Here is a 25,446-nt window from a genome sequence, read left to right on the forward strand (position 1 = left end):
GAAAGGCACAGTCACCCGCGAGAGCCCTGGGGAGCATGGCACCCGGGGCCTCGTTGTCGGACCGGCCCCCTACTATGCCTGTTGTCCGAGGGTGCTTGTGGGGCGGGTAGGGTGATCCAGCCGCCAAAGCCCTGGCAGGCCAGGGTGATCGGGATGAATTGGGGGAATCTCCATCATGGCTTCCGCGACGCAGACGCGGCCCGCCGCGGCAGCGCCGACCAGGGCGCCGGACCGGTCTGCCGCCGCCCCCCGCCTCAAAGGCCGTCCCGGGCATTTCGGATCGTTCCGATTGCAACAGCTCGTACTGATCGAGGTGGCCGCCGCGCTGCTGCTGGTGGCCTGGGTGATCGAGCCGCTGCTGCTCGTACCCGCCGGTGTGGTGGCCGCGCTGCTGGTCCTGCTCGCCGTCGTGCGCCGGCACAAACGCTCGCTGCCGGAGTGGATCGCCACGGTGCTCGCGCTGCGCGCGCGGAGCCGCCGGGCGGCCTCCCTGACACTGCCGCCGGGTACGGAGCCGGGGCTCGCGCCGGTCGTCGAGTGCGAACCGGCCCTGCGGACGTACACCTACAGCGACCGTGACCGGCGGCCCGTGGGGATGATCGGCGACGGGACGTTCCTGACGGCCGTCCTGCAGATCGAGTCCGACGCCACCGCGCTGCGCCCCGACCGGTCCGCCCGGCCCCTGCCGCTCGGTCTCGTGCGGGAGGTGCTGGAAGTCGACGGCATCCGCCTGGAGTCGGCGCAGATCGTGCAGCACACCCAGCCCGCGCCCGCTCCGCACCTTCCCCAGCAGTCGGTCGCGGCGCGGAACTACGCACCGCTGCAGGCGCAGACCGGTTCGCCCGCGGTGCGGATCACCTGGATCGCGCTGAAGCTCGACCCGGAGCTGTGCCCCGAGGCGGTGGCCGCGCGCGGTGGCGGCCTGGAGGGCGCCCAGAAGTGCGTCGTTCGGGCCGCCGATCAGCTGGCGAGCCGGCTGACGGGCGCCGGGTTCCGGGCGACCGTTCTCACCGAGCAGGAGCTGACCTCGGCGTTCGCCACCTCGACCTGCGCCAACCCGCTTGCCATCGCGCAGGCGGGCCGGGCCGCGGCGCCGACGCGGCGGACCAAGGAGACCTCACGCACCTGGCGCTGTGACGACCGGCGCCACACCACGTACTGGGTGGGCCGCTGGCCCCAGTTCGGCCCGGGTGGCGCGTCGCTGCCGCAGCTGGTGGCCCTGCTCACCTCCATCCCCGCACTGGCGACCACCTTCAGCCTGACGGTGAGCGGCGGGGACCGGCAGGAGGCCACGGTGACCGGCCATGTGCGGATCACCGGGCGCAGCGACGAGGAGCTCGTGACGGCGCGCCACGAACTGGAGCGGGCCGCCCGCGGGGTGAAGACCGGACTCGTCCGGCTCGACCGCGAACAGGTGCCCGCGATGCTCGCCACTCTTCCGCTCGGGGGTGCCCGCTGATGACCGTGCCCGTTACCGGTTCGCCCACCGGCTCCGCGCCCTCCCCGGCGCCCCCTTCCGGGACGAGGAGCTCGTCCGTGGTGGCGTCGGGGCGCTCGGGCCGGCCCCGGATCGGCTTCGGGCTGATCGGCCCGCGCCGCGACCGGCACACCGTTCCGCTGGACCAACTGGAGACGCTGGGCCTGCCGGTCGGCGACGACGGCATGGTGATCGGCGTCGACGCGGAGGGGCGGCCCTCGGTCCTGGGCATCAACCGGCCCACTCCGTACGAGGTGACACTGATCGGCGGCCTGTGGACGGCGCAGGTGATGGCGCTGCGGGCGGCCGCGACGGGTGCCCGGGTCGCCGTGGAGACCGGCAGGGCGCCCGCCTGGACCGCGCTGGCACAGGCGGCCGGCGGCGGTCAGCCGTGCATCACACTGCACGACGTGGGCCGGGTCCCGCCGCAGGGCGCCTCCGCGGGCAGCCCGGTGGTCGTGATCCGGGACTGCGGCATGCGGCCCCCGCGCGGGCGCGTGGTGTCGGGTCCGTGGCAGTCGGTGGTGACCCTGCTGCCCTACCTCAGCCCCGTCGCCCCCCGGCTGATGGAGAAGTCCGGACTCGTCGGTGTGCAGCGCGTATCGCCCGACGAGGCCGCGCAGATCGGGCGGATCATGAACCTTCCGCGCGGTGAGGCGGAGGCCCTGTCGACGCTCGCCGACGGTGTCACCCTGTGGTGTACGGGCGGGGATCGGCAGTTCGTCATGACCCAGGCCACGGATGCCGAGACCGGATTGTTGGGCAGCGCGCGCCGGATGGACTGAGGGACCGGGAACACCCCTGAATCCGTACCCCTATGTACCGTTTTGACAGTTCCCTGCTTCACGCTGCGGCGCAGTCGCGTCACTTGGGGGCGGTGCGTGGGGTACAGGACAGTCGATGTCGGGCCGACGAGCCTGACGTATGGACACTGTTGGCGATTAGGGTGGGAAGGGCGCGGCCAGAACTCGCGCGCAGGTGCGCGGCGTCCCAAGGGGAGAGCCGGGCGGACGGACGACGGAACGGTCGCCCCCACCCACGACGGCACAAGGGTGCTCGACCACACCAGGAGGCAAAGTGAACGGCGATCGGGACGAGATCCACGGGGGCTGGAACGTGCCTCCCGTAGACGATCAGTCCGACGCGGATGCCGCCGAGATGACGGGTGAGTTCACCATCGACTACACCCCGCCTGCCTGGTACACGCAGAACGCGGGAGACACGTCGGGTGGGGCGACGGCCTCCGGAGCGGCTTCCGGCATGACGCCTCCGCCCCCGCACGGGGCTCCGGTGGCGGTGCCCGGTCTGCCGCCGGGCAGCGGGTTCGAGCCGACCTGGGCGCCCACCCCTCCGCCCGCCGCGGCGCAGCCGCCCATGGCCGCTCCGGCCGTGCCCGCGCCCACGCCCGTCGTTCCGGCCGTACCCGCCGCGCCCGCCGCACCGGCGCAGGAGGCGGCTCCGGTCGCCTCGGGCCCGGAAGCGGCCGCGCAGCCGTCGGCCGAGCAGCCGTCGGCGGCGCAGACGTCGCCGGCCGGCGCGCCGGAGGCGTTCGGCGGCGGTGACGTCGAGAGCGGAGCGACCATGCGCTTCTCCCCCGCCGCGCTGAAGCGCGAGATGGCGGAGATCGCGGAGCGGGACACGGCCGCCGTGTCCGCCGGTGACCCGACGCCCGCGGTGGCCGACGAGGGCCCCGGCGCCCCGGAGACAGCCTCCGTCGCCACCGGCGAGGAGGCCCGGGCCGCGGGCGGGCCGGACCCGGCCGAGGGCGCCGGGCAGGCCGAGGCCGGTACGGGGATCACGGGGTCCGAGGACGGTACGGAGTCCGCCCCCGCCGCCACCGTCGCCCCCGTCGGCGAGGCTTCCGCGGAGGCCGGGGACACCGCTGACGCCGCGGTCCCCGCGGACACCGGTGACTTCGTGGTGGCGGGACCCGGTTCCTCGGAGGCGGCCGCCGGGGCCGCGACGGCGACCGGTGCCGAGGGCGAAACCGACGCGGGCGACGGCCCCCGCGACGAGGCCCCGGCGACCGCGGACCAGCCCGTGGCCGCCGCGCCGGACACGGCGCCGCAGGAGGCCGCGCCCCAGGGCGCCCCGCCCGCCGACACCCCGGCGCAGCAGTGGGCTCCGGCTCCCGGCCCGCAGGGGGCGGGGCTTCCGCCGCTGCCGCCGGCCTTCCAGCCCGCCGCCCCGACAGGTGCGCCGCAGTGGCCGGTCCCGGCTCAGCACGCCGACCCGTCCGCCCTCCCCGCGACCACCCAGCCGCAGGCGCCGTCCCAGCCGCAGCCGCAGCCGGTCGCCCCGGCCGCCGCGCCCGCGTGGCCCACGCCCGCCGCACCACTGCCGCCGCAGGCACACCAGACACCGCAGGGCGGGTACGGCTTCCCGCAGCCCGGCCAGCCGCAGCCGCAGCAGCCGATGCCGGAGCTCCCCGCCCAGCAGGGCGGGTACGGCTTCCCCCAGCCCGGCCAGCCGCAGCCGCAGCCGCAGCAGCCGATGCCGGCGCAGCCCCAGCAGCCGACACCCCACCTGCCTGCCCAGCAGGGCGGGTACGGCTTCCCCCAGCCCGGACAGCCGCGGCAGCCCGGCCACCCCGGCCAGCCGGCACCGGAGCTCCCCGCCCAGCAGGGCGGGTACGGCTTCCCCCAGCCCGGCCAGCCTCAGCAGCCCGCGCCGGCACACCCCGGACAGCCCCACCAGCAGGTGCCCAACGCGCCCGCGCAGCAGGGCGGTTACGGTTTCCCCCACCCCGGCCAGCCCGGCCAGCCCGGGTACCCCGGACCGCAGGACGAAGCCCGGCCGCAGCCGTACGCGCAGCCGCCGGCCGGCGCCATCGACCCGCGCACCGGGGCCGCGTGGCCCTCGGCGGTCACCCACGACCAGCGCGAGCGGTCCGTGCCGGGCGCGCCGCTCGGCTACACGGCGGCCGTCGAGCTGTCGTCCGACCGCCTCCTGCGCAACAACAAGCAGAAGGCCAAGAGCAGCCGCAACCCCTCGGGCGCCAACCGTTTCAAGCTCGGCGGCAAGAAGGAGGAGGCCGAGCGGCAGCGCAAGCTCGACCTGATCCGTACGCCGGTCCTGTCCTGCTACCGGATCGCGGTCATCTCCCTGAAGGGCGGCGTGGGCAAGACCACGACGACCACCGCGCTGGGCGCGACGCTGGCCACCGAGCGGCAGGACAAGATCCTCGCGATCGACGCCAACCCGGACGCCGGTACGCTCGGCCGACGGGTGCGCCGTGAGACCGGGGCGACCATCCGCGACCTCGTCCAGGCGATCCCGTACCTCAACTCGTACATGGACATCCGCCGCTTCACGTCCCAGGCGCCCTCCGGTCTGGAGATCATCGCCAATGACGTGGACCCGGCCGTGTCGACGACCTTCAACGACGAGGACTACCGCCGGGCGATCGAGGTCCTGGGCAAGCAGTACCCGGTCATCCTCACCGACTCGGGTACGGGTCTGCTGTACAGCGCCATGCGCGGGGTGCTCGACCTCGCCGACCAGCTGATCATCATCTCCACCCCGTCCGTGGACGGCGCCTCCAGCGCCTCCACCACGCTGGACTGGCTCTCGGCGCACGGCTACGCGAACCTGGTGCAGCGCTCGATCACGGTGATCTCGGGTGTCCGGGAGACCGGCAAGATGATCAAGGTCGATGACATCGTGCAGCACTTCGAGACCCGCTGCCGCGGGGTCGTCGTGGTGCCGTTCGACGAGCACCTGTCGGCGGGCGCCGAGGTGGACCTCGACATGATGCGCCCGAAGACCCGGGAGGCGTACTTCAACCTCTCCGCGATGGTCGCCGAGGACTTCGCACGGGCCCAGCAGGCACAGGGGCTCTGGACCGGGGACGGCCAGGGCGGCCTGCCGCCGCACCTGGCGCCGCCGATGCCGGGCGGGCAGGCCCAGGGCCAGCCCGGTCAGCCCGCACCAGGCCAGCCGTACGCACCCCAGCCATACGCACCCCAGCAGCCCGCACCCGGCCAGCCGTTCCCGTCGCAGCAGGGCGCTCAGCCCGGCGTCCCGCCGCAGGGGTGGCAGCAGCAGCCGGCGCCCGTACCCGGCCGGCCCGTGCCGGGCCAGTACGGACAGCCGGGCCAGCCCGCACCGGGTCAGTACGGACAGCCGGGTCAGTACGGACAGTCGGCACCCGTACCCGGCCAGCCCATGCCGGGCCAGTACGGACAGCCGGGCCAGCCCGCACCGGGTCAGTTCGGCCAGCAGGCGCCCGGCCAGCCCCTGCCCGACCAGCAGGATCCGCAGGCTCCCGTACCGCCGGCCGGCTGGCCCCCGCAGGGGCCCGCGCAGGCTCCGCCAGCGCCTCAGCAGTAGGGCGTCAAGGGACTGGACCAATGAGGGCCCGCACCGGTGTCACGGTGCGGGCCCTTGGCGTATCGGCGCAGCACACACGGCGTTTGACGCATCGTTGACGCAGATCGGCCACCGCTGGTAGACCTTCGCTTCACCAGCTGGCGCCCCAGGATCCACGTGCCTTCTCCGAGCGAGTCACGACGCGAGGTCTCCGTCCATGGTCACAACGGCACCACACCTCAAGGCCCGCCCCCTCCGCCCCCTACGGCTCCTGCTCGCCTCGTCCGTCGCCTCGGCCGCCCTCGTGGGGGGCGTACCCCAGCAGGCGCGCGCCGCCGACGACGGGAAGAACGTCCTCACCGTCGCGGTCTCGCAGAGTGTGGACTCGCTGAGCCCCTTCCTGGCACAGCGACTGGTCTCGACCAGCATCCACCGGCTCACCTACGAGTACCTGACGAACTACGACGTCAAGGACGCCCGGACCGTCCCCGGACTGGCCACCGGGTGGAAGTCGTCCCCGGACAAGCTGACGTGGACGTACACCATCCGCGGGGACTCCCTGTGGTCGGACGGCGAGCGGGCCACCGCCGAGGACGCGGCCTGGACCTTCAACACGATGATGGCCGACGAGAACGCCGCCACCGCCAACGGCAGCTTCACCGCCAACTTCAGGAAGGTCACCGCTCCCGACCCCGCCACACTGGTCATCGAGCTGAAGAAGCCGCAGGCCACCATGACGGCCCTGGACGTGCCGATCGTGCCCAAGCACGTCTGGGAGAAGGTGGACGACTTCTCGAAGTTCAACAACGACAAGCAGTTCCCGGTCGTCGGCAACGGACCCTTCATCCTGACCGACTACAAGGTCGACCAGTACGTCAGGCTGAAGCCGAACAAGAAGTTCTGGCGGGGCGCGCCGAAGTTCGACGAGCTGGTACTGAAGTACTACAAGGACGGGGACGCGGCGGTCGCGGCGCTGCGCAAGGGCGAGGTCTCGTTCGTGTCCAACCTGACGCCCGCTCAGGCGACGTCGCTCGGGTCGGCCGAGAACATCAAGGTGAACGACGCGCCGGGACGGCGGTTCTTCGCCCTCGCCACCAACCCGGGGGCCAGGTCGAAGGACGGCAGGAAGTTCGGGAGCGGGCATCCGGCGCTGCTCGACCCGGCGGTCCGCCAGGCGTTGTTCCTCGCCGTCGACCGCAAGGCGATCGTCGACAAGGTCTTCCAGGGGCACGCCGTGGAGGGTGAGGGCTACATACCGCCGCGCTTCGGGTCGTACTTCTGGAAGCCGCAGAGCGGGCAGAGGCTGGCACACGACCCCGCCAGGGCCGCGCGGGTCCTCGACGGGGCGGGGTACCGGAAGAACAGCGCCGGCAAGCGCGTCGGCAGGGACGGCAGGCCGCTCGACTTCCGGATCCTGTGCCACGCCACCGACCCCAACGACAGGGCGGTCGGCAAGTACCTCCAGGAGTGGTGGGGCGAGCTCGGCATCGGGCTGAAGGTCGACTGCCTCGACAACGTCTCCGACCCGTGGCTCAAGGGCGACTACGACCTGGCCTTCGACGGCTACTCGGTCAACCCCGACCCGGACTACGTCCTGTCCATCCACACCTGCGCCGCGCTCCCGGCCACGCCCAAGGACTCGGGCGCCACGGACAACTTCATCTGCGACCGTCGGTACGACGACCTCTACGCCCAGCAGGCCGTGGAGTACGACGCGACCAGGCGGGCCGAACTGGTCAAGCGGATGCAGTCGCGGCTGTACGACACCGGGTACATGAACGTCATGGCCTACCCCAACGCGGTCGAGGCGTACCGCACCGACCAGATCAAGTCGATCAGGACGATGCCCGAGGCGGGGGGCAACATCTGGGGTCAGGACGGCTACTGGAGCTGGTGGTCCGCCGAGCCCGTGGCCGCCGGCGATGAGTCCGGCGGCGGATCGTCCACCGGTGTGATCATCGGCGTGGGAGCCGCCGTGGCGCTCGCCGTGGTCCTCGGAGTGGTCCTCGGACTGCGCCGCCGCTCCACCGCCGACGACCGAGAGTAGTCCGTGACCACGGCAGGCTCGGCCGCCGACGCGGCGCGGACCCCCGAGGTCCGCGCCGACCGGGACAGGGCCGCGTATCCGCGCTATCTGGCGGGCAGGCTGGGCGGCGCGGCCGTCTCGCTGTTCGCCGTCCTCGTCACCAGCTTCTTCCTCTTCCGGATCATCCCCGGCGACCCGGTCAAGGCCATGACGCACGGCATGCCGACGTCCGCCGAGCAGATGGCCACCCTGCGCCGGCAGTTCGGGCTGGACCTGCCGCTGTGGCAGCAGTTCACCGACTACTGCGCCAAGGCGCTGACCGGTGATCTCGGGATGTCGTACCAGTTCCGCGCGCCGGTCGGTGACCTGATCGCGCAGAAGCTGCCGGCGACGCTGCTGCTGACCGGTGTCGCCGTGGTGCTCTACTCGGCCGTCGGGCTGTGGCTCGGCACCCGGTCGGCGTGGCGCCACGGCGGCCTCGGCGACCGGATCAACACGGGGGTGGCGCTGACGCTGTGGTCCGTGCCGTCGTTCTGGCTCGGGCTGCTGCTCATCATCGTCTTCTCGGTCGGTATCGGCCCGGTCCCCGGGCTCTTCCCGACCGGCGGCATGGAGTCGGGCGACGAGACCGGCTTCGCGTACGTCCTCGATGTCGCCCACCACATGGTGCTGCCCGTGCTCACTCTGGTGGCCGTCGGGTACGCGCAGACGCTGCTGGTCATGCGGGCGTCCCTGCTCGACGAGATGGGCAGCGACTATCTGACGACGGCCCGGGCCAAGGGGCTGCGGGACGACGCCGTACGCCGCAGGCACGCCATGCCCAACGCCCTGCTGCCCACCGTCACCATGGTCTTCATCAACCTGGGCCATGTGGCGGCCGGCTCCATCCTGGTCGAGACGGTGTTCTCGTGGCCGGGCCTGGGCGGCCTGTTCTACCAGGCGCTCAGCGTGCCCGACCTGCCGCTCGTACAGGGGCTGTTCGTGGTCTTCGCCGGGGCGATGATCCTGATGAACCTGATCGCCGACCTGCTGTACCCGCTGCTCGATCCCCGGGTGGGCCGATGACGACCTCCTCCATGGCCTGGGCGCGCCGCCGCGATTCGGTGACGCGCTTCTGGCGCCAGTACCGCACACGCCGGGCAGGGCTGTACGGGCTCGGTGCCCTCGCGCTGATCGCGCTGGTCGCCCTGGCCGCGCCGCTGCTCGTCGGCGAGGACGTGCGGAGCGTGACGGACGCCCCGGGAGCGGCGCTGGAGCCACCGAGCGCCCGCTTCCCGCTGGGCACGGACCAGTTCGGGCGCTCCCTGCTCGGGCTGCTGCTGTGGGGTGCCCGGGTGTCGCTCGTCGTGGGGCTGCTCGCCGCTGCGCTCTCGGTCGCGATCGGCACCCTGGTGGGCATCGTGGCGGGGCATTACGGCGGCTGGTCCGCGATCGTGCTGATGCGGGTCACGGACTGGTTCCTGGTGATGCCCTCGCTGGTGCTGGCGATCGTCCTGGCCACCGTGATGTCACGGAGCATGTGGACGGTGATCGTGGCGATCGGTGTGGCCAGCTGGCCCACCACGGCCCGGCTGGTGCGGGCCCAGACGATCGCGGTCGAGTCGCGCCCCTACATCGAGCGCGCGAAGGCGCTCGGCGGCGGGCACGGCCACATCATGAGCCGTCATGTCCTGCCCAACGTCATGCCGTTGGTGCTGTCGCAGACCACGCTGTGCATCTCCACCGCGATCCTGACCGAGGCGACGCTGGCCTTCCTGGGGCTGGGCGACCCGACGGTCGTCTCCTGGGGCGGGATGCTGCAGGACGCGCGCGAGGCGGGTGCGGTCTCCTCCGGACACTGGTGGTACCTGGCGCCGCCCGGCATCGCGATCGCCGTCGTGGCGCTGTCGTTCACACTCTGCGGCCGGGCGATCGAGTCCGTGCTCAACCCGAAGCTGGGGGCGGGCCGATGAAGGCGCACGACGCACAGGGCCCGCAGGGCCCACCGCCGGAACGGAACACGCGGCGGGCACAGCCGCCGCCGAGGGCACCGGGCGGGCGGCATCTGCTGGAGGTCAGGGGCCTGCGGGTCACATACGGCACGGGCCCGTCGGCCGTGCCGGCCGTGCGCGGTGTCGACCTGACCGTGGCGGCGGGGCAGAAGCTCGGCATCGCGGGCGAATCGGGGTGCGGGAAGTCCACCCTGGCACTGGCGCTGCTGCGGCTGCTGCCCGCCTCGGCACACGTCGGGGGCGAGATCCTGCTGGACGGCGAGGACGTCCTTGCCATGAAGTGGGGCCGGCTGCGGGCCGTCCGGTGGGCGGGCGCGTCGATCGTCTTCCAGGGGGCCATGCACTCGCTCAACGCCGTGCACCGGATCGGCGACCAGATCGCCGAGCCCCTGTTCGTGCACCGGCGGTCGACGCCGGGCGAGGCGCGGGAGCGGGTGGGCGGGCTGCTGGAGCAGGTCGGGCTGCCGCCCGGGCGGGCGCGGGCGTACCCGCACGAGCTCTCCGGCGGCCAGCGCCAGCGCGTGATGATCGCGATGGCGCTCGCCTGCGACCCTCGGCTGATCGTCGCCGACGAGCCGACGACCGCCCTCGACGTGATGATCCAGGCCCAGATCCTGCGGCTGATCGACCGGCTGGTCGCCGAGCAGGGGATCAGCCTGGTGATGATCAGTCACGATCTGGCCGTACTTGCCGACACCTGTGACCGGCTCGCGGTGATGTACGCGGGCCGGGTCGTCGAGGAGGGCCCGGCCCGGTCGGTGTACGACGCGGCCGCGCACCCCTACGGCCGGGCCCTTTCGGCGGCCTTCCCGCGCATCGGCGACCTCGCCTCCCGGCGGGCCCCGCGCGGTCTGCCCGGCGACCCGCCGGACCCGGCGGCTCTGCCCTCGGGCTGCACCTTCCACCCGCGCTGCCCGGTGTCGCTGGCCACCTGCGCCGACGAGGACCAGGAACTGCGGGAGGCGGCCGCCGGCCACCGGGCGGCCTGTGTGCACATCGCCTCCACCGGGAGCACGTACGGGAGCACCTCATGACCGCCCCTCCCCTGCTGTCGGCCGCCGGGCTCCACGTCGCCTTCCCCGGGCGGCGCGGCGCACCCGCGGCACGGGCCGTGGACGGGGTCGACCTGGACATCGGCGCCGGCGAGATCGTCGCCCTGGTCGGCGAGTCGGGCTGCGGCAAGTCCACACTGGCGCGCTCGCTGCTCGGGCTGGTGGCGCCGACCTCGGGCCGGGTCACCTTCGGGGGCGCTCCGCTGGACTACCGGGCGGCCGCGCTCAAGGCGTACCGCAAGCGGGTCCAGCTGGTGCTCCAGGACCCGAGCGGTTCGCTCAACCCCCGGCACACGGTGTACGACGCCGTCGCCGAGGGGCTGCGCATCCACGGGTACGCCGGTGACGAGCGTGCCGCCGTGGCCGGGGCGCTGGCGCGGGCCGGGCTCCGCCCTCCGGAGCGGTTCTTCCTGCGCTACCCGCACGAGTTGTCGGGCGGCCAGCGCCAGCGCGTGGTCATCGCGGGCGCGCTGGTCCTGGAACCGGAGCTGATCGTGGCGGACGAGCCGGTGGCCTCGCTGGACGCCTCCGTCCGGGGCGAGATCCTGGCGCTGCTGCTGCGGCTGCGCGACGAGCTGGGCCTGTCGGCGCTGGTGGTGACGCACGACCTGGGCCTCGCGTGGAACATCGCGGACCGGGTGGCGGTGATGTACCTGGGCCGGATCGTGGAGACGGGCACGGTGGAGGAGGTGCTGTCGGCTCCCCGGCATCCCTACACGCGGGCGTTGCTGTCCGTGCTGCCCGAGTCGGAGGGAGAACCGGTCGTCCTGACGGGCGAGCCCCCGGACCCCTCACGCGTCCCGGGCGGGTGCCGCTTCCACGCCCGCTGCCAGGTGCTGGCCTCGGGCGAGGCCGAACGGGCGGGGGTGGCCGGACGGTGCCGAGGGGAGGACCCGCCGGTGCTGGACGGACGACGCCATGAGGCCGCGTGCCACTGGGCGCGGGCCGTGCGTGAGCGCGAGTGAGCCGGCGGGAAGGCCCGGTTCCCGGGTCGCGGGAGCCCGCGTGACGCCGGCCGGAAGGGGCCGAGGAGGAGCGGCGGGCGCGCGATGCCGCCGGCCGCCCGATGCCGGCACGATCGGCGGGACATGACCGAGGGAGTGTCCTCACCATGGCGTCGTCTGCCCGAAGGGCGGGCCTGGCGGAGTCTGGTGCGCGCGATCGCAAGGCGGAGGAACGAACCACTGCGGAGCATTGGCGACCGACGACAACGCAGTGAGCGTGCGTGCCAGGGGCCGCCGGCCGGACGGGATGGTGAAGACGCGACCTAGGACGCCGCGGAGTCGTACGCCTCGGTGAGTTCGCGGCAGCGCTTCACGTCCCCGGCCATCGCCTCCAGCAGCGACTCGATGGAGTCGAACTTCTCCTGGCCCCGGACGTACGCGAGGAAGTCCACGGTGACGTGCAGACCGTAGAGGTCGAGCCCGACGCGGTCGATGGCGTATGCCTCGACGGTCCGCTCGGTGCCGTCGAACTGCGGGTTCGTGCCGACCGAGATCGCGGCGGGCATCCGCTCGCCGTCGGCGGTCAGCCAGCCCGCGTAGACGCCGTCCGCCGGGATCGCGGTGTGCGGGAGCGTCTCGACGTTCGCCGTGGGGAACCCGAGCTCGCGCCCCCGCTGGGCACCGCGCACCACGACGCCCTCGACGCGGTGGGGGCGGCCCAGGATCTCGGCGGCGCCCCGGACATCGCCCTCGGCGACGAGACGGCGGGTGAGCGTGGACGAGAACGGCTCGCCGCCGCCCGCGTCCCCCGTGACGTACAGGTCGACGACCTCGACCTCGTAGTCGTACGACGCGCCCAGTTCCGAGAGGAAGGCGACGTTGCCGGCCGCGCGGTGGCCGAAGCGGAAGTTCGGGCCCTCGATGACCGCACGCGCGTGCAGCTTGTCGACGAGGACCTTCACGATGAAGTCGGCCGGCGACAGCTGGGAGAACTCGGCGGTGAACGGGAGGATCAGCACCGCGTCGACCCCCAGACCGGCCATCAGCTCGGCGCGCCGGTGGTGCGGGGCGAGCAGCGGCGGGTGGCTGCCGGGACGGACGACCTCGGAGGGGTGCGGGTCGAAGGTGACGACGACCGAGGGGACGCCGAGCTCCCGTGCCCGGTCCACGGCGCGGCCGATGATCAGCTGGTGTCCGCGGTGGACTCCGTCGTACGAGCCGATGGTGACGACGCTGCGCCCCCAGTCCTGGGGGATGTCCTCCAAGCCACGCCAGCGCTGCACTGTGACCGCTCCTCGCCCGAACCCGTGTACTCATGACCGTTACGCAGGTCTAAGACTGCCATGCCCACGGCTTGCGGCCCGCATCGGCATCGGACTCGGCACCGGGCCGGGCAGCGGCACCGGCTCCGCGCCCTGATCGCGGCCCGGCCCTGAGCCGGCCGTCCACTCGGTGCCGGCGCCCCGCACCGGGCCCTGTCCGCCGCTCGGCGGGGCGGTGGCGGGGCGGGGGACCCTGGCCGGGCGGGCGAGCGCCGCGAGGGACGCGACGGTCCGTCGCGCGCCCGGTCCGGCGGCCCGCGCCCACTCCCGCGGCGCCCCGGCGACCCAGTCCGCGACCAGGACCGCGAAGCCGGGTACCTCACGGGCGAGCTCGACGAGAGCCTGGTCGAAGCGGGCCGCCCCCTCGGGCGTACGGGCCAGGAGCAGCCCGACGCGGTGCACCAGCTGCCGGGTGCGGGAATCCGGGCGCTCCCCCGCCCCGAGGGCGGCAGCCCGCAGCACCGCGTCCAGGACGGCGATGTCCCTGCACGCGTGCTGTTCGTGCTCCAGCAGCACCTCCAGCAGCTCGGCCCGCAGGAGGGCCGAGACCGCGGGGCCGGGCGCCGCGAGGACGGTGGCCAGCGGGCTGCGCACCCGCACCGAGCCGTCCCGTACCAGAGCCGTCACCAGGGGCAGGAGCACCGCGCGGGCGCCGGGCCCGTGCTCCAGGCGCAGATCGACGTACCGGGCCGCGTGCACGGCGCCTTCGGGGTGCCGCCCGACGTAGTCGCGGATCAGCGCGCACACCCGGCGGGAGATCGCGGGCGCGTGGACGTCCGCGAGGGCGCGCAGCACCTCGGCCGCGCCGTCGTCCGGCTCGCGGAGCCGGGTGCGGAAGGCGTCGAGGACCGGTTCCGGGTGGGTGCCGAGAGCCGCTGCCAGCGCGTCGGCGGCCGGCCCGGGACCGCCGGACCGGAACATCGCCAGCGCCTGCGGGAGATAGCGGGAGCGGGTGCGCGGGTCGCGTACGAGCAGACCGAGCGCCGGGCCGTGCAGGGCCTGGTCGGCGGGCCGGGCGAGCAGCGCGAGGGCGGCGTAGCGCAACAGCTCCCGGTCGGCCGCGGTCGTGACGTGGAGGGCGACGAGCCGCCCACAGGCGGCGGCCGCCGCCCGGCGGCCGGGGCGCGTGTCGTCGTGGGCCCAGCGGTCGACGGCCCGGCACAGCGCGGCGGGCTCGTCCTCGGCGAGGGAGGCGAGCAGTTTCCCGGCGCGCGGATGGGCGGTGGCGACGAGCGCCTCGCACAGGTCGTCGACGGCCAGGTCCCGGCGGGCGTACAGCAGGGCCTGCGCCACCCCGGCGACGGTGGGCCGCACCCGGGCGCCCGGTTCCGCGGGCAGCGGCCGCTCGTCGCCGAACCAGCGGCACAGCAGGGGCTGGACGCCCCGGGGGTCGAGCGCGAGTCGCCGGGCGACGGTGTCCAGGTAGCGGGCGCCGTCGTCGTGGGTGCCGGGCGGCCCGTCGGCGGGGACGAGCCGTCGCAGCAGGTCCATCCGCTCGTCCTCGCCGAGCGCCAGCCCCTCCCAGAACCAGGGACCGAACTCGGCGCGGACCGTGCGGTGCCCCGGCGGCGCCGTACGCGCGCGCGGGTCGGCGATCCGCTCGGCGAGCCCTCTGAGCACCCCGAGGTACGGCCGGGCGTCCTCGACCCGCAGCAGGACCCGGCTCAGCAAGCGCGCGGACCACCAGAGGGCTTCGTCGGCGAGCTCCGTTCCCTCCTGGTCCCGGCGCTCCGCCTGCGCGCCGGCCCCCGGCGCCGCCGAACGCGGCGGGGCCCCGGTCACCGCCGCCTCCGGCCCGTCGAGCGCGCCGGCCAGTCGTTCCAGGCGCCGTGACAGGGCCGCCGGACCGTGGACGCGGCCGAGGCGCAGCAGTGCCTGGACGACCGGCCCGACCCGGTGCCGGGGGACGGGCAGCGCCCGGGCGTGGTCCGCCTCCGACGCCGGCCCGGAGCACGCCGCCGTCCCCGCCGCCGCGTCCGTGGACCGCCGCGCGACGGTTCCGGCCACCGGCAGCGGCGGCGGCCCGTACCGGGGGCGCGGCCGGGTGCGGCTCGCGCCCGGCGCCGACCCGGCGGGACGCGGGCGCGACGGCGGGCGGTGGACCAGCAGGCGCAGCGCCGCGTCCAGGTCCAGGTGCCCGCCCTGCACCCAGTCCGCGACCTCCTCGTGGGCGAACCGGTAGCCCGCGCCCGCCGGGACCAGCAGCCCCTCGGCCAGCACCGCGGACGCCCAGCCGGGCCCCCAGGGGAACAGCTCCTCGAACACCTCCCTCGCCAGCTCCCCCTGCCCCGGTCCGAGACAGTGCCGTGCCGCGTCGTGGACCCGGCCCGCCACCGCGGCCGCCAGCCGGCGCACGGCCGTGCCCCGGACCGGGGGGTGGGAGGCGGCGGCGATCCGCACGGCGATCCGCAGACACATCAGGTCGAGGTGCGCGGCGAAGACCTCCTCCCGTCCGGGCCGCCCCGGTACGGCCCCGGGCAGCGCCTCCCGTACCTCCGCCAGCAGACGCAGGGCCAGCGGGTGGCGGGCGTCCGCCGCGGCGACCGACAGGTCCGCGTGCCCGTACGCCTCGCGGGCCCGCCGGGCCTCGTCGGCGGCCAGGTCGCCGATCGTCAGCGCCGCCGGCAGCCGTCGCGCGGCGCGGGCGGGCCGGTACAGCGCGCCCTCGGGGAAGAGGGCTCCTGCCTGCTCCCAGTGCTCGGGCCCGCAGGCCAGGACGAGCCGGGCGCCGTGTGTCCGCAGCCAGCCGACCGTCCCGGTGGTCCACTCGGACAGCCGGTGCGCGGGGACGGGCGGCCTCTCCTCGGGGCCGTCGAGGAGGACGACGAGGGGCCGTCCGGCCGCCCGGGCGAGCCGGGCCACCCGCTCGGCGGTGGCGTACGCCATGTCGCCGGGGGCGCCCGCGCCGGTCACGACGCGCCCGGCCCGCCGCAGCGCCCGCCCCGCCGCGTCCGCCACCGAGGCGTCGTCCGCCCACAGGTCGGCGCCGCGCAGCCACAGCGTCGGCGCGGGCTCGCCGCCCCGCGCCCGGCGGGCGGCGAACGCGGCCAGTTCGGTGGTACGCCCCGTGCCGGGGTCTCCGACCAGCGCGAGCACCGGGGCGCCGCAGTCCTCGAAGAGCGCGAACTCCCGGCCGGTCTCGGCCCGTTCCACGGGGGCGGGCCGGGTGCCGGCCGGGTCGGCCGGCGGGGCGGTGGTCGCGGTGAGCTCCAGCGCCCCGGCGAGGTTGAGGCGGGGGCCGTGGACGGGGACGCTCGCGGCGTTGCGGCGCAGCAGGCGGCCGAGCGGGCCCTCGGGATCGGCCGCGGCGGTGCGGGCGAGCGGCACCGCGAAACCCGCCGCGCGGTGCCCGGCGTGCAGCGCGGTGCCGAGGACGGCCAGGACCGCCCCGCTCGCGGCGTCCAGGACGGGCCCGCCCGCGGCCTCGCCGCCCAGCCGCAGGGCCTCGCTGCCGGCCGTGCCGACCGCCAGCTCCAGGACGTCGTCGAGCAGGTGGAAGCGGTCGGTGGCGGTGTACGTGACCCGGGCGTCCCCGAGCACCCGTGCCTCGCGCCATCCCTGGGCGGCGAACCGTACATATGTGCCCGGCTCGATGTCGGGCCGCTCGCCGATGGGGAGCGGCCGCACCCCAAGCCCCTCGGTGCCCACCAGTGCCAGGCCGCACTCCGGCAGGGGGGTGATGGCGTCCGCCCCGGCCGCGCAGCTGCGGCCCCCGGGGGCGTGCACCACGACGCCGAGCAGGCCGTCCACGGCTTCATGGCCGGTCACGACCGTGCCCCGGTCATCGGCGACGAAGCCGGTGCCGCGGGTCCGGCCCGCCGGATCGCAGATCCGCACCAGCGTCGACCGGTCCTCGCGTTCCATGCTCCGACCGTAGGGCGCCGGTGATCACCGCGAGAAGCCCGGTCGGCAAAGCGCCCCCGAGTGCTCCTGGCCTTCACTCCGAGCGCCTGGCCAACCGGGTGAATCCCGTGGGTCCCCGTCGAGGCGACCCGGGCGGACGGGTCGGCCGGGAGGGGGAGGGAGGCGTGGAGCGGGCGGGCGTCCTGCCCGCTCCACGACAGCGCGCTCTGGGTGCCGTGTCGCACCACCGGGGCGGCGCGGCACTTCCAGGGCGGGCCCGACGGATCAGCCGAAGACGGCCAGGCTCTTGGCCTTGCCGTTCTTCTCCTCGACCAGGGCGAGGAAACGGCCGTCCGGCCCGAAGACGGCCACCGGCGCCGTAGCGTACGCCGGCATGTCCAGCCGTACGCCGTTCAGCAGCAGCTTCGCCCGCTTCTCGTCCACGTCCCAGCGCGCGAACGCGGCCGCGGCGGCCTCGGCGATCGGCATCACGGTCAGCTCCTCCTGGAGCTGGTCGAGCGTGCGGGCCGCGTCGAGCTTGTACGGGCCGACCCGGGTGCGCCGCAGCGCGGTGAGGTGGCCGCCGACGCCGAGCCCGGCGCCCAGGTCGCGGGCGAGCGCCCGGATGTACGTGCCGGAGGAGCAGACCACGGAGACCACCAGGTCCACGACCGGCGTGCCGTCCTCGGCGACGGCGTCCCGGACGTCGTACACCTGGAACGAGGAGACGGTCACCGGACGGGCCGGGATGTCGAACTCCTCGCCGCCCCGCACCCGCGCGTAGGACCGCTTTCCGTCGATCTTGATGGCGCTGACCTTGGACGGCACCTGCATGATGGCGCCGGTCAGTCCGGCGACCCTCGCGTCGACGGCCTGGCGGGTGACCCGGGAGGCGTCGGCGGACGAGGTGATCTCGCCCTCGGCGTCGTCCGTGACGGTGTTCTGCCCGAGCCGGATGGTGCCGAGGTACTCCTTCTCCGTCAGCGCGAGATGGCCGAGGAGCTTGGTGGCCTTCTCGACCCCGAGGACCAGTACCCCGGTCGCCATCGGGTCCAGCGTGCCCGCGTGCCCGACGCGGCGGGTCCTGGCGATGCCGCGCATCTTGGCGACGACGTCGTGCGAAGTGAAGCCCGACGGCTTGTCGACGATGACAAGCCCGTCGGGCGTCTTTGCTGCGTTGCTCATTCCGCGGTGGCGCCGTCCTCGTCGTCCTCGCCCGGCTTGCGGTACGGGTCGGCCTCGCCGGCGTACGTCTTGCCGGTCGACACCTCCCGCACCTCCGCGTCCTTCGCGCGCGCCTTGTCGAGGAGGTCCTCGATGGTGCGGGCGTTGTCCGGCAGCGCGTCCGGCACGAAGGTCAGGGTCGGGGTGAAGCGGACACCGGTCTGGCGGCCGACCTCGGAGCGCAGGACGCCCTTGGCGGACTCCAGCGCGGCGGCGGAGGCCGCTCGCTCCTCGTCGTCCCCGTAGACCGTGTAGAAGACCGTGGCCTCCCGCAGGTCACCGGTGACCCGGGCGTCCGTGATGGTCACGAACCCCAGTCGCGGATCCTTGATACGCCGGTCCAGGGTCTCCGCGACCACGACCTGGATGCGATCGGCCAGCTTGCGGGCCCGCGCGTTGTCGGTCACCGGTCCGTCTCCTCTTTCGTCTTGCGTTCACTCTTCATCGGTGTGCATCCGCCGCCGTACGGACAGCAGCTCCACCTCGGGCCGGGCGGCGACCAGGCGCTCGCACCGGTCCAGTACATCCGTCAGGTGCCCGACGTCCCCGGACACCATCGCGAGGCCGATCTCGGCCCGGCGATGGAGGTCCTGGTCGCCGGTCTCCGCCGCGCTCACCGCGTACTTGCGCTGGAGCTCGGCCACGATGGGCCGGACGACGGAGCGCTTCTCCTTCAGCGACCGTACGTCGCCGAGGAGCAGATCGAAGGACAGCGTCCCCACATACATGTATGCCCGGATGTCCCGCCGGTTCGGGGTAGTGGCCCCGCCGGCCTCTTGGCAGGGACACAAGAACCGTACACGGAACGGCCGGGGCCGATCGACGGAATAACTTCCGCCGACCGGCCCCGGGTACCGCTGGTCGGATCAGGCGCGCGGCTTCTCGCGCATCTCGTACGTCGCGATGACGTCGTCGACCTTGATGTCGTTGAAGTTTCCGAGGTTGATACCGCCCTCGAAGCCTTCGCGGATCTCGGTGACGTCGTCCTTGAAGCGACGCAGACCCTGGATGTTGAGGTCCTCCGCGATGACCTTGCCATCGCGGACCAGGCGCGCCTTGGTGTTGCGCTTGACCTCGCCGGAGCGGATGAGAACACCCGCGATGTTGCCCAGCTTGGACGAGCGGAAGACCTCGCGGATCTCCGCCGTGCCGAGCTCGACCTCTTCGTACTCCGGCTTCAGCATGCCCTTGAGGGCCGCCTCGATCTCCTCGATCGCCTGGTAGATGACCGAGTAGTAGCGGACGTCCACGCCTTCGCGGTCGGCCATCTGCGCGGCACGCCCGGCGGCGCGCACGTTGAAGCCGATGACGATGGCGTCGGAGCCGGTCGCCAGGTCGATGTCCGACTCGGTGACCGCACCCACACCGCGGTGCAGGACGCGGATGTCGACCTCTTCGCCGACGTCGAGCTGGAGCAGCGAGGACTCGAGAGCCTCCACCGAACCGGACGCGTCGCCCTTGATGATGAGGTTGAGTTCCTGCACCAGACCGGCCTTGAGGGCCTCGTCCAGGTTCTCCAGGGAGAACCGGACGCCCCGGCGGGCGAAGTTGGCGTTCCGCTCACGAGCGGCACGCTTCTCGGCGATCTGGCGGGCCGTGCGGTCCTCGTCGACGACGAGGAAGTTGTCGCCGGCACCCGGGACGTTGGTGAGACCGAGGACGAGGACCGGGGTCGACGGACCCGCCTCTTCCACGTTCTCGCCCTTGTCGTCGAGCATCGCGCGGACACGGCCGTACGCGTCGCCGACCACCATGGTGTCGCCGACCCGCAGGGTGCCTCGCTGGACCAGGACGGTCGCGACGGCGCCGCGGCCACGGTCGAGGTGGGACTCGATCGCAATACCCTGCGCGTCCTGCTCGGGGTTGGCCCGCAGGTCGAGCGAGGCGTCCGCGGTGAGGACCACGGCCTCCAGCAGGCTCTCGATGTTGAGGCCCTGCTTGGCGGAGATGTCGACGAACATGGTGTCGCCGCCGTACTCCTCGGCCACCAGACCGAACTCGGTGAGCTGACCGCGCACCTTGGTCGGGTCCGCGCCCTCGACGTCGATCTTGTTGACCGCGACCACGATCGGCACACCGGCTGCCTTGGCGTGGTTCAGCGCCTCGATCGTCTGGGGCATCACACCGTCGTTGGCCGCCACCACGAGGATCGCGATGTCGGTCGACTTGGCACCACGGGCACGCATGGCGGTGAACGCCTCGTGACCGGGGGTGTCGATGAAGGTGATGCGGCGCTCTTCGTCGTTGACCTCGGTGGAGACCTGGTACGCACCGATGTGCTGCGTGATACCGCCGGCCTCGCCCGCGACGACGTTCGTCTTGCGGATGGTGTCCAGCAGTCGGGTCTTGCCGTGGTCGACGTGACCCATGACGGTCACGACCGGCGGGCGGGACACGAGGTATTCCTCGCCGCCCTCGTCCTCGCCGAACTCCAGGTCGAAGGACTCGAGAAGCTCGCGGTCCTCCTCCTCGGGGCTGACGATCTCCAGGACGTAGTTCATCTCGTCGGCGAGAAGCCTCAGCGTCTCGTCGGAGACGGACTGCGTGGCAGTGACCATCTCGCCGAGGTTCATCATCACGGCGACGAGCGACGCCGGGTTGGCGTTGATCTTCTCCGCGAAGTCGGTGAGGGACGCACCGCGCGACAGGCGGACGGACTGTCCGTTGCCGCGAGGCAGCATCACGCCGCCGACCGACGGGGCCTGCATGGCCTCGTACTCCTGGCGCCTCTGACGCTTCGACTTGCGGCCACGACGCGCCGGACCGCCGGGACGGCCGAACGCACCCTGTGTGCCACCACGGCCACCGGGGCCGCCGGGACGGCCACCGAAGCCGGGACGACCGCCGAAGCCGCCGCCACCGCCGCCGGGACCACCGGGACGGCCACCGCCGCCACCGCCGCCACCGGGACGGCCGGCGAAGCCGCCGCCACCGCCACCGGGACCGGCCGGACGACCGGCGAAGCCGCCGCCGGGACGACCGCCGCCACCGCCACCCGGGCGACCGGCGCCGCCGGGACCGCGGCCACCGGGGCCACCGCCGCCGGGACGCGGGCCGGCAGCGGGACGCTGCGGCATCATGCCCGGGTTGGGACGGTTGCCGCCGGGAGCGCCACCGGGCCCTCCCGGACGCGGCGCCTGCGGACGGGGCATGCCGCCGGGGGTCGGACGGGCACCGCCGGGAGCACCGGCACCACCGGGACGCGGAGCGCCACCGGGGCCGCCCTGCGGACGCGGGGCACCGGGACCGCCCTGGCCACCGCCGGGACGGGGGGCGCCGCCCGGACGGGGCGCCTGCGGGCGCGCCATGCCGGTGGAGCCGCCGGAGGTGAAGGGGTTGTTGCCGGGGCGGGGACCCGCGGGGCGGGCACCACCCGGGCGGGGGGCCTGCTGGCCACCGGGACGCGCGCCGCCCGGACGGGCACCGCGCTCGCCCTGACCGCGCTCACCCTGACCCTGACCGCGCTCACCCTGCTGGCGGGCGGCCGGACGCGGGCCGGGGGTGGCACCGGGCCGGGGACCGGCGGCCGGGGCCGCCGGAGGCGCGGTGAACTCCGGGTTGGCCGGAGCCGGGGCCGCGGGCGCCGGCTTCGGCGCGGCGGCGGGCTTGGGACCCGGGGTGGGACGCTGGCCCGAGGGGGCCGGCGTCACGGGCTTCTCCGCAGCCGCGGGCTTCGGCGCCGGGGCGCCGGGCTTCGGGGCAGCGGGACGAGCCGCCTGCGCCGGGGAGGGCGCGGGGGCGGCGGGCCTGGCCGGCGCGGCCTTGCGGGGCGCGCCGGGCTTCGCAGCGGACTTGCCGGCGTTGCCGCCGGGCCCCTGCAGTGCGTCAGTCAACTTGCGTACAACCGGCGCCTCGATCGTCGAGGACGCCGAACGGACGAATTCACCGAGTTCTTGGAGCTTGGCCATGACGACCTTGCTCTCGACGCCGAACTCCTTGGCGAGTTCGTATACCCGGACCTTAGCCACTTCGCTCCTTTTAGGTCCGGGTTACCGCCGGACCGTCGCTACTTCATGGGCGTACTCATCGCGTACTCATCGAGTGCTCATCGCAATCTCGACCTACTTCCAACTCGCGAGGTACCTGACCGCACGGGGTGTTCCGTGCCGTACTGCTTGTTACGGTGCCGGCCGCTCGACGTAACGGCGAACGTCCGCGGTTTCGAGCGGTCCCTGGACCTTGAGGGCCCGGGGGAACGCCCGGCGGCGGACCGCCAGATCGAGACAGACCGAGGCGGGATGCACATAAGCACCCCGGCCGGGCAGCGTACCGCGAGGATCGGGGGCACATTCACCCTCGATCGCCACGATGCGCAGAAGTTCGCGTTTGGCCGCTCGCTCCCGGCAACCCACACACGTTCGTTCAGGGCATGCGCGGGCATGCGTCCGGCCAGACACTCTTAAGTCTACCTCCCCGGACCGACCTCGCCCCTTTGGGGCAAAAATCGAACACTTGCTGGCTGAAAAGATCGTGATCCCGCTGTAGCACAACGTGACCACACCGGGGAGTATTCCCGCGCCGGGTGCTCAGTCCCGGGCGGACCGCCGGCCGGAGCCCTCGTGGGCACCCTCGTCACCGCTCTGCTCGGTGTCGGGGCGGATGTCGATGCGCCAACCGGTGAGCCGGGCGGCCAGCCGGGCGTTCTGCCCTTCCTTGCCGATCGCCAGCGAGAGCTGGTAGTCGGGCACGGTCACCCGGGCGGAACGGGTCGCCAGGTCGACGACCTCGACCTTCGAGACCCGGGCGGGCGAGAGGGCGTTGGCCACCATCTCCGCCGGGTCGTCCGACCAGTCGACGATGTCGATCTTCTCGCCCAGCAGCTCCGCCATGACGTTGCGGACCCGGCTGCCCATCGGGCCGATGCAGGCGCCCTTGGGGTTGAGGCCCGAGCGGGTCGACCGGACGGCGATCTTGGTGCGGTGACCGGCCTCACGGGCGATCGCCGCGATCTCGACGGAACCGTCGGCGATCTCCGGGACCTCCAGCGCGAACAGCTTCTTCACCAGATTGGGATGCGTACGCGAAAGGGTGACCGAGGGACCGCGCACGCCCTTGGCGACCCGGACCACGTAGGTCCGCAGGCGCAGGCCGTGCGTGTACTCCTCGCCGGGCACCTGCTCCTGCACCGGCAGGATGGCTTCCAGCTTGTCGTCCAGCCTGACCAGGATGTTCTTCGGGTCCTTGCCCTGCTGCACCATGCCGGCGACGATGTCGCCCTCGCGGCGGGCGTACTCGCCGAAGGTGACGTCGTTCTCCGCGTCGCGCAGGCGCTGCTGGATGACCTGGCGGGCGGTGGTGGCGGCGATCCGGCCGAAGTCCGACGGGGTGTCGTCGAACTCCTTGGGCTCCTGGCCCTCCTCCAGATCGGCGGCCTCCTCCTTCGCCCACACCGTCACGTGACCGGTCTGCCGGTCCAGGACGACACGGGCGTGGCGGCGGGCGCCCTCCGTGCGGTGGTAAGCGATGAGGAGGGCCGACTCGATCGCCTCGACCAGCAGGTCGAAGGGGATCTCCTTCTCTTGTGCCAAGCCCTTCAGGAGCTTCACGTCGATGTCCACGGCTACGCCTCCTCTTCCTTCTTGTCCTTGCGGTTGAACTCGATCTCCACGCGCGCCTTCGCGATCTCGCCGAACTCCACCCGGCGGGCGGTGGGCTTGCGCCCCTTCACGCCCGGCACTTCGAGGTCGAGGCCCTCGTCGTCCACGCCGATGATGCGGGCCACCAGCTCACCGCCCTCGTTCGACAGCAGCTTCACGAGACGGCCGGTGGCGCGTACGTAGTGGCGGTGCTCGGTCAGGGGGCGGTCGGCGCCGGGGGAGCTCACTTCGAGGACGTACTCCTCGTCCCCCATCGCGTCCGTCTCGTCGAGCTTGTCGGAGATGGCGCGGCTGAGCTCCGCACAGGCGTCGAGCTCCACGCCCTCGTCCGAGTCGACGATGATCCTCAGCATCCGACGGCGGCCGGCCCGGGACACCTCGATCTCCTCGAGGTCCAGATCCTTGGCGCTGACGAGCGGTTCAAGCAGCCCGCGCAGCCTCTCGCTCTGGGTCGTGCTCATCCGGGTGACTCCTCGGCCGCGTGTGCTGTTATGGGGATCGTCGCGTGTCAGACCAAAGGGTATCCGGTCCCAGGGGGTGTTGCCGTCCACCCCGGACCGAGCCGCAGGTACGCTCGCCTGCGGTGATCTTCACAACCGGGCCGGAGGAGTGACGCGTGGAGCGCACGGGGTTGACACGCAGGCGGGCGCTCATGGCGACCGGCGCGACGGCTGCCGCGGGCGTGTTCACCGGTTGCTCCTCGCCGGAAGGTCCCCGCAAGCCCGAGGGCCCGTCGGCCGCCGAGCGCGCGGCACTGGCCGAGGCGGCGCTGCGCCGCAGGTCGGCGGCGACCAGCACGGAGCTTCTGCGGCGGTACGACGCGGTCCTCGCCGCCCATCCCGCGCTGGCCGGGCGGGTCGCCCCGCTGCGCGCGGCGGTGGCGGCGCACACGACGGCGCTGGGCGGGGCCGCCGCGCCCGCGTCCCCGGCGGCCACCGCTCCCCCGGCGGCGGCGCCGGCCACCGGGAGTCCCGCGGCCTCCCCGGCCGCCCGGCCCGGCGGCGCGGTCCCGGCCGATCCGGCCGCCGCCCTCAAGGACCTCGCCCTGGCCGTCCGGCGCACGACCGACGCCCACACCGCCGCGCTCATGACCGCCCCGCCGGAGTACGCCCGGCTGCTCGCCTCGGTGGCCGCGGCGGGCGCCGCGCACGCCTATCTGCTCACGGCGGGAGCCCCGGCGTGAGCGCCCTGGACGCCGCTCGGGCGGCACTCGCCGCCGAGCACGCCGCGGTGTACGGGTACGGGGTCGTCGGCGGCCGGGTCGGCGAGGCACGGCGGGCCGAGGCGGCCGCCGCCCACGCCGCGCACCGGGCCCGGCGGGACGCGCTGGAGCGCACGGTGCGGGATCTGGGCGGCCGGCCACCGGCGTCGGCGGCCGCCTACGCGCTGCCGTTCCCGGTGCCGGACGCGGCCGCCGCCGCGCGGCTGGCCGCCGAACTGGAGGACCGGATCGCGGGCGTCTACTCCGATCTGGTGCGGGCCGCCGAGGGGACGTTGCGCCGGGAGGCCGCGGGCGCGCTGCGGGAGGCCGCGGTGCGGGCCGTGCGGTGGCGTGGCAGCGGCGTAGCCTTTCCTGGGCTCGCCGAGCGACGGTGAGCCCACGGCCGTGGGCTCGGCCGGCGGATGTGAGCCCGGCTGACGAAAGGGAACAACGCACGC

General features: G+C 73.9%; 19 protein-coding genes. 10 read left to right on the plus strand and 9 right to left on the minus strand.

Annotated features, from left to right (window positions below; all coding sequences use genetic code 11):
* The first annotated feature begins 175 nt into the window (after positions 1 to 175).
* From eccE to PUR26_RS31120, 8 genes are all read left to right on the plus strand, one after another.
* The gene (gene eccE, locus PUR26_RS31085) at positions 176 to 1,459 is read left to right on the plus strand and encodes a type VII secretion protein EccE (protein ID WP_329877606.1); all 1,284 of its coding nucleotides are present in this window, start codon (positions 176 to 178) and stop codon (positions 1,457 to 1,459) included.
* On the plus strand, positions 1,459 to 2,262 hold the full coding sequence (locus PUR26_RS31090; RefSeq protein WP_443077233.1) for a hypothetical protein: 804 nt from the start codon (positions 1,459 to 1,461) through the stop codon (positions 2,260 to 2,262). Before eccE ends, PUR26_RS31090 begins: the two co-directional genes overlap by 1 nt.
* Before the next feature lie 292 nt (positions 2,263 to 2,554).
* The gene (locus tag PUR26_RS31095; RefSeq protein ID WP_329877608.1) at positions 2,555 to 5,809 is read left to right on the plus strand and encodes an SCO5717 family growth-regulating ATPase; all 3,255 of its coding nucleotides are present in this window, start codon (positions 2,555 to 2,557) and stop codon (positions 5,807 to 5,809) included.
* 196 nt (positions 5,810 to 6,005) lie between these two features.
* Positions 6,006 to 7,835, plus strand: coding sequence for an ABC transporter substrate-binding protein (locus tag PUR26_RS31100; RefSeq protein WP_329877610.1), 1,830 nt, complete (start codon positions 6,006 to 6,008; stop codon positions 7,833 to 7,835).
* Positions 7,836 to 7,838: 3 nt separating this feature from the next.
* Entirely contained in the window at positions 7,839 to 8,879 is a 1,041-nt protein-coding gene (locus PUR26_RS31105) for an ABC transporter permease (protein WP_329877612.1), read from the plus strand.
* On the plus strand, positions 8,876 to 9,766 hold the full coding sequence (locus PUR26_RS31110; protein ID WP_329877614.1) for an ABC transporter permease: 891 nt from the start codon (positions 8,876 to 8,878) through the stop codon (positions 9,764 to 9,766). The genes PUR26_RS31105 and PUR26_RS31110 overlap by 4 nt, the downstream gene beginning before the upstream one ends.
* The gene (locus PUR26_RS31115; RefSeq protein WP_443077234.1) at positions 9,655 to 10,839 is read left to right on the plus strand and encodes an oligopeptide/dipeptide ABC transporter ATP-binding protein; all 1,185 of its coding nucleotides are present in this window, start codon (positions 9,655 to 9,657) and stop codon (positions 10,837 to 10,839) included. Before PUR26_RS31110 ends, PUR26_RS31115 begins: the two co-directional genes overlap by 112 nt.
* Positions 10,836 to 11,822: an ABC transporter ATP-binding protein gene (locus tag PUR26_RS31120; RefSeq protein ID WP_329877618.1), complete on the plus strand. Its 987-nt coding sequence runs from the start codon at positions 10,836 to 10,838 to the stop codon at positions 11,820 to 11,822. Before PUR26_RS31115 ends, PUR26_RS31120 begins: the two co-directional genes overlap by 4 nt.
* A gap of 302 nt (positions 11,823 to 12,124) precedes the next feature.
* On the opposite strand, the gene PUR26_RS31125 is transcribed toward PUR26_RS31120, so the two are convergent.
* From PUR26_RS31125 to rimP, 9 genes are all read right to left on the minus strand, one after another.
* Positions 12,125 to 13,084, minus strand: coding sequence for a bifunctional riboflavin kinase/FAD synthetase (locus PUR26_RS31125; RefSeq protein ID WP_329877620.1), 960 nt, complete (start codon positions 13,082 to 13,084; stop codon positions 12,125 to 12,127).
* 39 nt (positions 13,085 to 13,123) lie between these two features.
* Positions 13,124 to 16,987, minus strand: a complete 3,864-nt coding sequence (locus PUR26_RS31130) for a trypsin-like peptidase domain-containing protein (protein ID WP_329877622.1) — start codon at positions 16,985 to 16,987, stop codon at positions 13,124 to 13,126.
* A 264-nt stretch (positions 16,988 to 17,251) separates the two neighbouring features.
* Positions 17,252 to 18,151 carry a tRNA pseudouridine(55) synthase TruB gene (truB, locus tag PUR26_RS31135; RefSeq protein WP_329877624.1) on the minus strand — a complete coding sequence of 300 codons (900 nt, stop codon included), beginning with the start codon at positions 18,149 to 18,151 and terminating at the stop codon, positions 17,252 to 17,254.
* Positions 18,148 to 18,597 (minus strand): 30S ribosome-binding factor RbfA, encoded by a 450-nt coding sequence (gene rbfA / locus PUR26_RS31140; protein ID WP_329877626.1) that lies wholly within the window; start codon positions 18,595 to 18,597, stop codon positions 18,148 to 18,150. The genes truB and rbfA overlap by 4 nt, the downstream gene beginning before the upstream one ends.
* Positions 18,598 to 18,624: 27 nt before the next feature.
* The gene (locus tag PUR26_RS31145; protein WP_329877628.1) at positions 18,625 to 18,918 is read right to left on the minus strand and encodes a DUF503 domain-containing protein; all 294 of its coding nucleotides are present in this window, start codon (positions 18,916 to 18,918) and stop codon (positions 18,625 to 18,627) included.
* 138 nt (positions 18,919 to 19,056) lie between these two features.
* The gene (gene infB, locus PUR26_RS31150) at positions 19,057 to 22,158 is read right to left on the minus strand and encodes a translation initiation factor IF-2 (RefSeq protein WP_329877630.1); all 3,102 of its coding nucleotides are present in this window, start codon (positions 22,156 to 22,158) and stop codon (positions 19,057 to 19,059) included.
* A 150-nt stretch (positions 22,159 to 22,308) separates the two neighbouring features.
* On the minus strand, positions 22,309 to 22,587 hold the full coding sequence (locus PUR26_RS31155) for a YlxR family protein (protein WP_329877632.1): 279 nt from the start codon (positions 22,585 to 22,587) through the stop codon (positions 22,309 to 22,311).
* 129 nt (positions 22,588 to 22,716) lie between these two features.
* Positions 22,717 to 23,748 (minus strand): transcription termination factor NusA, encoded by a 1,032-nt coding sequence (gene nusA / locus PUR26_RS31160; RefSeq protein ID WP_329877634.1) that lies wholly within the window; start codon positions 23,746 to 23,748, stop codon positions 22,717 to 22,719.
* Between the two features lie 2 nt (positions 23,749 to 23,750).
* Entirely contained in the window at positions 23,751 to 24,248 is a 498-nt protein-coding gene (gene rimP / locus PUR26_RS31165) for a ribosome maturation factor RimP (protein ID WP_329877636.1), read from the minus strand.
* Between the two features lie 155 nt (positions 24,249 to 24,403).
* Between rimP and PUR26_RS31170 the strand changes: the two genes are divergently transcribed.
* Positions 24,404 to 24,970, plus strand: coding sequence for a hypothetical protein (locus PUR26_RS31170; protein ID WP_329877638.1), 567 nt, complete (start codon positions 24,404 to 24,406; stop codon positions 24,968 to 24,970).
* Positions 24,967 to 25,383 (plus strand): DUF4439 domain-containing protein, encoded by a 417-nt coding sequence (locus tag PUR26_RS31175; protein WP_329877640.1) that lies wholly within the window; start codon positions 24,967 to 24,969, stop codon positions 25,381 to 25,383. Before PUR26_RS31170 ends, PUR26_RS31175 begins: the two co-directional genes overlap by 4 nt.
* The last annotated feature ends 63 nt before the right edge of the window (positions 25,384 to 25,446 follow it).

The sequence above is a fragment of the Streptomyces sp. SP18CS02 genome (genome assembly GCF_036322365.1).
Classification (GTDB): domain Bacteria; phylum Actinomycetota; class Actinomycetes; order Streptomycetales; family Streptomycetaceae; genus Streptomyces.